Origin of the sequence: Photorhabdus hainanensis (assembly GCF_018448965.1) — a bacterium.
In the GTDB taxonomy this organism is placed as follows: Bacteria; Pseudomonadota; Gammaproteobacteria; order Enterobacterales; family Enterobacteriaceae; genus Photorhabdus; species Photorhabdus akhurstii.
The window spans coordinates 19,943-28,120 of the sequence record NZ_RCWD01000054.1 but is presented as its reverse complement, the minus strand read 5'-3'; the positions used below and the strand labels follow the sequence as shown (position 1 = coordinate 28,120).

Annotated in this window: 7 protein-coding genes; 2 read left to right on the top strand and 5 right to left on the bottom strand. The window is 41.1% G+C overall.

Translation table 11 applies throughout. The features are described from left to right. Nucleotides 1-337: 337 nt before the first annotated feature. Nucleotides 338-1,201 (bottom strand): glutamate racemase, encoded by an 864-nt coding sequence (murI, locus tag EAE92_RS22190; protein WP_214069623.1) that lies wholly within the window; start codon nt 1,199-1,201, stop codon nt 338-340. After that, nucleotides 1,146-3,005: a TonB-dependent vitamin B12 receptor BtuB gene (gene btuB, locus EAE92_RS22185; protein ID WP_214069622.1), complete on the bottom strand. Its 1,860-nt coding sequence runs from the start codon at nt 3,003-3,005 to the stop codon at nt 1,146-1,148. The genes murI and btuB overlap by 56 nt, the downstream gene beginning before the upstream one ends. Before the next feature lie 181 nt (nt 3,006-3,186). Here btuB and trmA point away from each other — a divergent pair, with 181 nt between their 5' ends. After that, entirely contained in the window at nt 3,187-4,287 is a 1,101-nt protein-coding gene (gene trmA, locus EAE92_RS22180; RefSeq protein ID WP_246545351.1) for a tRNA (uridine(54)-C5)-methyltransferase TrmA, read from the top strand. Between the two features lie 64 nt (nt 4,288-4,351). Here trmA and EAE92_RS22175 read toward each other — a convergent pair whose 3' ends face one another. Further along, nucleotides 4,352-4,723: a YijD family membrane protein gene (locus tag EAE92_RS22175; RefSeq protein WP_036782597.1), complete on the bottom strand. Its 372-nt coding sequence runs from the start codon at nt 4,721-4,723 to the stop codon at nt 4,352-4,354. A 23-nt stretch (nt 4,724-4,746) separates the two neighbouring features. After that, nucleotides 4,747-5,391, bottom strand: a complete 645-nt coding sequence (fabR, locus tag EAE92_RS22170; RefSeq protein WP_049584869.1) for an HTH-type transcriptional repressor FabR — start codon at nt 5,389-5,391, stop codon at nt 4,747-4,749. Between the two features lie 391 nt (nt 5,392-5,782). Between fabR and sthA the strand changes: the two genes are divergently transcribed. Continuing rightward, entirely contained in the window at nt 5,783-7,180 is a 1,398-nt protein-coding gene (gene sthA / locus EAE92_RS22165; RefSeq protein WP_214069621.1) for a Si-specific NAD(P)(+) transhydrogenase, read from the top strand. Here sthA and oxyR read toward each other — a convergent pair. Beyond that, on the bottom strand, nt 7,172-8,077 hold the full coding sequence (gene oxyR / locus EAE92_RS22160; protein WP_214069620.1) for a DNA-binding transcriptional regulator OxyR: 906 nt from the start codon (nt 8,075-8,077) through the stop codon (nt 7,172-7,174). The two genes, sthA and oxyR, sit on opposite strands and share 9 nt — an antisense overlap. Nucleotides 8,078-8,178 lie beyond the last annotated feature (101 nt).

The window sequence follows — 8,178 nt, the reverse complement described above, 5'->3', positions numbered from 1 at the left end:
GACTAATTATTTCGTAATGAATTAACTGTTGTTCACTCTTCAAGACTTTAAAACGTATTTTTTTGCGATACGGTCTTGTGAGTGCCCACACAGATTGTCTGATTAATTGTTAAAGAGCAGGCTGAATTAAAATTTCATATTCTCGCTCAGCCGGGCTGCGTATACTACGCTGTTCGCCCGCAGAGTCAAGCGCTTATTCGCTTTCTCTCTGCCCGACCTCACAATGTTTATCAGCGTTGTGTCGGTCAGTGGTGGCGCATTATAGGGAGTTCTTTGACGCTGGCAATAATTATTTTGAAAAAAGTTAACGACCGATGATTATTCCATCAAATTTTGCTTAAGTTATCAATTTTTCCAGTTTTGAGAATCCATATTCCTGCAAAACGGGGATTAATGCGTCAGTATCAGTATTTACTTTCATACAATAAGCAAGACTATCTGCTGAAGTACAAACAAGATTATTCTGATGTTTAACTAACCAAGCCGTTCTTCGGGCAATAGCGGCACCAGAATCAATTAAGTGTGTGCCATCAGGGAGTATCTGAACTAATTCTTCTGCTAATAGAGGAAAATGAGTACAACCCAATACTACTGTGTCGGGTGGTTCTTTCATTCCGAGCCACGGTTTCAGTATCTTTTTTAAAATGTCGGAAGAAACCTTCCCACCATGCAATTTAGCTTCAGCTAATTCTACTAATTCAGCAGAGCCTATAGATTCAATCTTGCAACCTATAGCAAACTTTTCGATAAGTTCTTTTGTATAGGAACGATTAACTGTTGCTCTAGTCGCCAATAATCCAACGACACCATTACGAGTTAACTTTGCTGCGGGTTTTATCGCTGGAACCACACCAACGACCGGAAAGCTGAACCGCTCACGCAGAGCAGGCAAACTGACTGTACTTGCCGTGTTACATGCAATAACCACTATTGCCAGAGGATGTTTTTGCTGAACAGCCGCAACAATTTGAACAACTCGTTCAACAATAAATTCTTCCGATTTTTCACCATAAGGGAATGCTTCGTTATCAAAAACATATATATAGTGGAGCTCTGGCAATAATTGCCGGATCTCTTGGTAAATAGATAAGCCGCCTACCCCAGAATCAAACACTAAAACTGTCGGACGTGCGACTTTATTTAAATCAGAAGTTATAGCTCCCAGTGAGATAGTATTCGCGTCCTGGAATGCGATAGCCATAAACTGTCTCGTAATCTTTATCAAGCAGGTTGGCTATTCTAGCACGGATTGTCAGATAAGAAGTGACTGGATATGAAACCGTTAAGTCCCAAAAGCTGACGCCACCTAATTTTACACGCTTAGCCGTAAATGTACTGAAATCGTTGTCATAACGCCGCCCTAGATATTGATAAGTTAACCCCCAATCAAAATCATATAGCTGCCAGTCAAGTTGATATTTGACTTGCTGCTTCGCCCGACGAACTAAAATTTCATTAGTTTCACTATTACGAGGGTCGATATATTGTACCGTCAATTGATGCTGAAATATGCCTGTATCCATTGAACCAGTCCACTCAACACCTTTAATTTTTGCCTTACCAATATTGTAGTAACGGCTATTTGCATAATCGATCAATTGCTCAATCTCATTGCGATATACAGTCAGACGCCAATTTAGCTGGCCTGTTACGCCTTCAATACCACCTTCCCATTGTTTACTTTCTTCCGGTTTCAAATCATGATTACCACCGAAACCATACATCTGGCTCAGCGTTGGAGCCTTAAATGCCGTACCATAAGAAGCGATCAGACGATAATCTTTAATAAACTCCCAACCTAAACTGGCTTGCCATGTGGTATTCCAACCAGCTTCTGAATGTTTATCTGAACGAATTGCGCCTTCTAAAATAAAATCTTTTAGTTGTTGCTGTGCTGTCAGATACATTCCTGTATTACGTACCGTTTCACTCTTCGGAATATAACTGGTTCCAGCTTCTATCGATTGTCTTTGGAAATCCACACCTGTACTGACCATACCCTGATATAGTTGAAACGTATTTCCCCATTGCAGGTTATATTGTTCAGAATCATTAAGGCTAGCAGCCTTGTCATAGCGCCCATATTTAGGGTCAAAGTTATAGTCTTTTATATGATTATAACTTGCAATTAATTGGGACGAGTAGATCCCACGGTTAAATCTGATCCCCGTATCATAGTGGCGGCTATAAAGTTCACGGGTATCCGGTCTAGCATATGGATAACTCCAATTAATATCCGCATCATAAGATGTTCTATTGTTATAGCCATAAGCTCGAATAAACCCACTGACTTGCTCATTAAATTTTTGATCGACTCCCAACCAGAGCATTTTGCTCATAAAACCGTCACGGTCAGGCTGTTTAAAGCCACCAGTATTACCATCAGCAACAACATCGTACCCTTTAGTATAGGTATAGTTAGCTGCTGCTGTCAGGACTGTATTTTCAGCTAACTTTTGCTGAGTTGCGCCATCATAAGTCTGATAGCCATGTGAGCCGATACCTACATTAAGGTAAGTTCCTAGTTTCTCTCTGGTAGTGATGATATTGATAACACCACCAATAGCATCAGAACCATAAACAGCGGAACGTGGTCCACGGATATACTCAATTTTCTGAACCAATGATACAGGTATCTGGCTTAAATCAGAGGAGCCACTGATACCCGCTTGATTCAAACGTATTCCATCCATCAACACCAATACATGACGAGGATGAGTTCCGCGAATAAACAGAGAACTTAATTGTCCAATACCACCATGATGAGCAATATCAACACCGGGTAGACGACGTAAAATATCGGCTACACTATTTGGCTGCCAACGATCAATTTCATCTCTTGTTACAATAGTATAAGGGGCCAGTATGCTTGACACTGGCTGTTTAAAACGACTCGCCGTCACAACCAATGAATCCTGCAACTCCACCGCAGCAGAGGCTTGATTCCAATTAAAAATCACTACAATTGGAACAGTGGATAATATAAACCGATTTTTATTTATCATGAGAAAACATCCCACAATTTATTGTCAGAAGGATACGCTACGATAAAGCGTGCAACTTACTCATGATAGTAAGCATAGACAGGATTATGCATGAGTAATAAGAAAACTGGACATCCTTTGCTCTTTCCCTACAATTTCGCACGAAAATTTTTCTTACTACAGATATACGAGAACAAACATAATGCAAAATCCCCTGCCAACGGAAAGCTACGAGCAGCAACTGACGGAGAAGGTCAGCCGCTTAAAAAACATGATGGCGCTTTTCCAGCCCCCGGAGCCAGAGGTTTTCCGCTCACCGCAATCTCATTACAGAATGCGAGCAGAGTTTCGAATCTGGCATGAGCAGGATGATTTATACCATATTATGTTCGATCAACAGACGAAACAGCGTATTCGTCTTGTTCAATTCCCTGTCGCTAGTAAGTTAATCAATAAAATGATGGTAGAATTAATTGACTCCATTAGATCTGAACAGATCTTGCGTCATAAACTATTTCAAATTGATTATCTGTCCACTTGCAGTAATAAAATCCTTGTTTCTCTGCTTTATCACAAAAAATTGAGTGATGAATGGACACAACAGGCATTAAAACTGCGTGAAGCATTAAAAAATAAAGGGTTTGACGTTGAGTTAATTGGCAGAGCTGCTAAAACCAAAATCACATTGGATCATGATTATATCGATGAGGTTTTACCTGTTGCAGGCCGAGAAATGATTTATCGCCAGGTAGAAAACAGCTTCACCCAACCAAATGCTAGCGTCAATATTCATATGCTTGAATGGGCAATTAATATTACCAAGGATTCAAAAGGTGATTTACTTGAACTTTATTGCGGTAATGGTAATTTTTCTCTGGCATTAGCTCAAAATTTTGAACGAGTATTGGCAACAGAAATTGCCAAGCCATCCGTTGCTGCCGCTCAATATAATATTGCAGCCAACGGGATTGATAATGTACAAATTATCCGCATGTCAGCGGAGGAATTCACTCAAGCAATGAATGGTGAACGCGAATTTAATCGCCTTCAAGGAATCAATTTAAAAAGCTATCAATGTGAAACGATTTTTGTCGATCCGCCACGTAGCGGCCTTGATGAAAAAACACTTGAAATGGTCCAGACATATCCACGGATCCTTTATATTTCCTGTAACCCGGAAACCCTTTGCCACAATCTGGAAACATTAACCCAAACGCATAAAATCAGCCATCTGGCTCTGTTTGATCAGTTTCCTTATACATACCATATGGAATGCGGCGTACTGCTGGAAAAATTAATCTGATACTTAACGAACATATAAAACAAAAACGCCGGCGGATAGTTATCTCGCCGGCGTTTTTCATCAATTAATGACTATTTTCTATAATTGCCTGGTTTTTACGAATTTTTACCTTTCTGTAAATCCAGAATACCAGTACGGTACCTATTACCGCAGGTAGAAAATTAGAGCCAATTTCAGGGTATTCAACCCTGATAATCGCACTGTAACTAAATAATCCTAAGAGGAAACAAGCAACAACTAACTTAGGCATCCCATCTGGCATTGAGTAATTCAAATAGCGCTGATGGATACAATAAATTGATAAAATCAGTGTTATCAATGGGAAAACTGAAAAAGAAACAACTGAGCTAAAAACTGCTGAAAACGTTCCATTCGTTGCTAGTCCGACAATAAAAGCGAGTAACAATGTACTTTTATCCTGGCGATATTGTTCCATCATTTCGTTCTCCTCCTTCATAGTTATTTAAGTTTAGGGTTCGGTGGATTCATTTCTTTGCGATACCAATAATATGCACCTTTAGCAATCATCCGTAGCTGCAAGACTAAACGTTCTTCTAAACGCTGTCTTTTCTCCAAATCAATATCCAATGCTTCTGCACCGGCACTGAATACTATTGTTACCATTGCCTCCGCCTGCACTTCAGTAAAATGCCTCGGCATACAGCTTTCCTGCTCTAAATAGTCTGCCAGTTCAGCAATAAAATGTTGGATTTCCCGTGCGACAGCGGCACGAAATTCAGCAGAAGTTCCTGAACGTTCACGTAATAATAATCGGAATGCATTTGGATTATTACCGATAAATTCCATAAAAGTTGAAACAGATGTGCGGATGACACTGCCACCTTTAGCAATACGTTGCCGGGCTTGCCTCATTAACTGACGTAACATCAAACCACTTTCATCTACCATCGTCAGCCCAAGCTCATCCACATCACGGAAATGACGATAAAATGAAGTGGGTGCAATACCTGCTTCGCGGGCGACTTCACGCAAACTAAGGCTGGTGAAACTCCTTTCGGCACTCAACTGGCTGAAAGCTGCTTCAATCAGTGAACGACGAGTTTTCTCTTTCTGTTTCGCTCTGATGCCGATAACGTTACTCACACGAATCCTGACTCTTTATCTGAACTACATGTTAGGAAATATACCAAATTTTAACGCGTTTGCCGTAATGATGTGCTTATCATGTCATTTATAATGATCAATGTCATTTTCTCAGCGCATTTTCTTATTAGATATTAGGATGATAAAGGCGACTACACGTAGTCAAAAAAGCATTAAGGTGAGCATTCCCTCTTTAGTTAATTCACTTCGGTCGTTAGATAATTATTTATTTTCCAAAAGCTTCATGGTCCTGCACCAGATTAACGTAACGGGCAAAACTATGTTCAATTCACCCTAAACGAGATATAAAATCCTTATGACGATTGGGCTATTAAGTCAACCAATGTTAATATAGCGTTGTAATTTTGTGTAAAAACAGGTCTTTCCTCATATGCAACATATTCATTTTGACGCCATTGTCATTGGTTCTGGTCCCGGTGGAGAAGGAGCAGCAATGGGATTGGTGAAACAGGGTAAAAGCGTTGCTGTTATCGAACGCTATAATAATGTTGGTGGTGGTTGTACTCATTGGGGTACCATCCCGTCCAAAGCCCTCCGTCACGCCGTCAGCCGTATTATCGAATTTAACCAAAACCCTCTGTACAGTGATAATTCCCGCATTCTTCGCTCTTCATTTGCTGAAATCTTACGCCGTGCTGGAATGGTGATTAATCAGCAAACTAGAATGCGTCAAGGATTTTACGAACGTAATGGGTGTCGTATGTTTTCCGGGGAAGCAACATTCATTGATGATCACCGGGTGAGTGTGCGCTATGCCGACGATAACTACGATATTTTAAGCGCAGATAAGATTATTATCGCAACCGGTTCTCGCCCATATTGTCCACCAGATGTTGATTTCACCCATTCCCGTATTTATAACAGCGATTCCATTCTGAAACTGGATCATGAACCACGGCATGTCATTATTTATGGCGCCGGAGTGATTGGTTGCGAATATGCTTCAATCTTCCGTGGATTAGGCGTAAAAGTTGATTTAATCAACACTCGTAACCACTTACTGGCTTTCCTTGATCAAGAGATGTCAGACGCACTTTCTTACCATTTCTGGAATAGTGGTATAGTTATCCGCCACAACGAAGAATATTCTAAAATTGAAGGTGTTGATGACGGTGTTATCGTTCACCTCAAATCCGGTAAAAAAGTCAAAGCTGACTGTCTGCTTTATGCTAACGGCCGAACAGGCAATACTGATACTCTAGGGCTGAAAAACGTTGGTCTGGAAGCAGATAGCCGCGGTTTACTGAAAGTTAATAAGATCTATCAAACCAGCAATGAAAATATCTACGCTGTAGGAGATGTTATCGGTTATCCAAGTCTGGCTTCTGCTGCTTATGATCAAGGACGAATTGCCGCCCAAGCGATGGCGAAAGGAAACGCCGAAGTTCATCTTATTGAAGATATTCCAACAGGTATCTATACCATTCCGGAAATCAGCTCTGTAGGTAAAACCGAACAACAATTAACAGCAATGAAAGTGCCTTATGAAGTTGGACGCGCACAATTTAAACATCTTGCACGCGCACAAATTGCGGGGATGAACGTAGGAAGCCTGAAAATACTATTCCATAGAGAAACAAAAGAGATTCTTGGTATTCATTGTTTCGGGGAACGTGCGGCTGAAATCATTCATATCGGCCAGGCAATTATGGAACAGAAAGGTGAAAGTAATACTATCGAATATTTCGTCAATACTACTTTCAACTATCCGACTATGGCTGAAGCCTACCGTGTCGCAGCGCTAAATGGCCTGAACCGACTATTTTGATTGCCCGTAATAAGCGCCCATTTTAGCTCTAATAGCCTCTGCCAGTTGCTCATAGCGACCACGCAGAGGTGAACCAGGACGATAAATCAAAATAACAGATCGCTTAGGTTCGGGATTGCTACACTCCAGATAACAGACACCATCGCGTTTTTTCTCTTGCGGCACTGCCAGATCAGGCAATAAGGTTATTCCACTACCGGCAGCAACCATATTGCGCAGAGTTTCCAAACTGGTTGCACGAAAATGGGTATCTTCCTTCGCGCCAGCTTGAAAACAGAACCCCATAGCCTGATCACGCAAGCAATGACCATCTTCTAGCATCAGCAATTTTTCACCTGCCAATTCATCCATAGCAATCTTTTCTCGCTCTGCCCAAGGATGGCCATCATAGATAGCGAGTTTCATGGGTTCTTCAAACAATGGCACTTCAATGAAGGCTCTTGTCTCCTTACCCATTGCCAGAATCGCACAGTCCAATTTGCCGCTATCTAACTGGGCTAGCAAACTTTGAGTCTGTGCTTCATACAGATACATTTCCAACTTAGGAAACAAACCATGAAGCCCAGGAATAATATGAGGCAACAGATATGGGCCAATGGTAGGGATCAGGCCAATATGCAGAGGACCAGACATATTTTCCCCTTGAAGTGACGCCATTTCCTGCAAAATTCTAACCTCACGGAGGACCGTTCTGGCCTGTTCTACTAATAACATCCCTTGTTGAGTGAACAAAACTTTACGACTGGTGCGTTCCAATAACATTACACCTAGGTCATCCTCAAGCTTACGAATTTGCCCGCTCAATGTAGGCTGGCTGACGTGGCAAGAATCAGCAGCATGGCGAAAATGCCGATGCTCCGCAAGCGCCACAAGATATTCCAGATCGCGGATATTCATTCCCACCTCGACATATTTAATATAAATGATGGAAAATACCAATAGATAATTATATCAACGTGAGGAAAAGACTATCAGATAATCATTAAAAACTTATATAT

Bases quoted from the DNA above. Each gene is read 5' to 3' on its own strand.
- oxyR (WP_214069620.1), bottom strand. From the start codon at position 8,077: ATGAATATCCGCGATCTGGAATATCTTGTGGCGCTTGCGGAGCATCGG.
- murI (WP_214069623.1), bottom strand. From the start codon at position 1,201: ATGGCTATCGCATTCCAGGACGCGAATACTATCTCACTGGGAGCTATA.
- trmA (WP_246545351.1), top strand. From the start codon at position 3,187: ATGCAAAATCCCCTGCCAACGGAAAGCTACGAGCAGCAACTGACGGAG.
- btuB (WP_214069622.1), bottom strand. From the start codon at position 3,005: ATGATAAATAAAAATCGGTTTATATTATCCACTGTTCCAATTGTAGTG.
- EAE92_RS22175 (WP_036782597.1), bottom strand. From the start codon at position 4,723: ATGGAACAATATCGCCAGGATAAAAGTACATTGTTACTCGCTTTTATT.
- sthA (WP_214069621.1), top strand. From the start codon at position 5,783: ATGCAACATATTCATTTTGACGCCATTGTCATTGGTTCTGGTCCCGGT.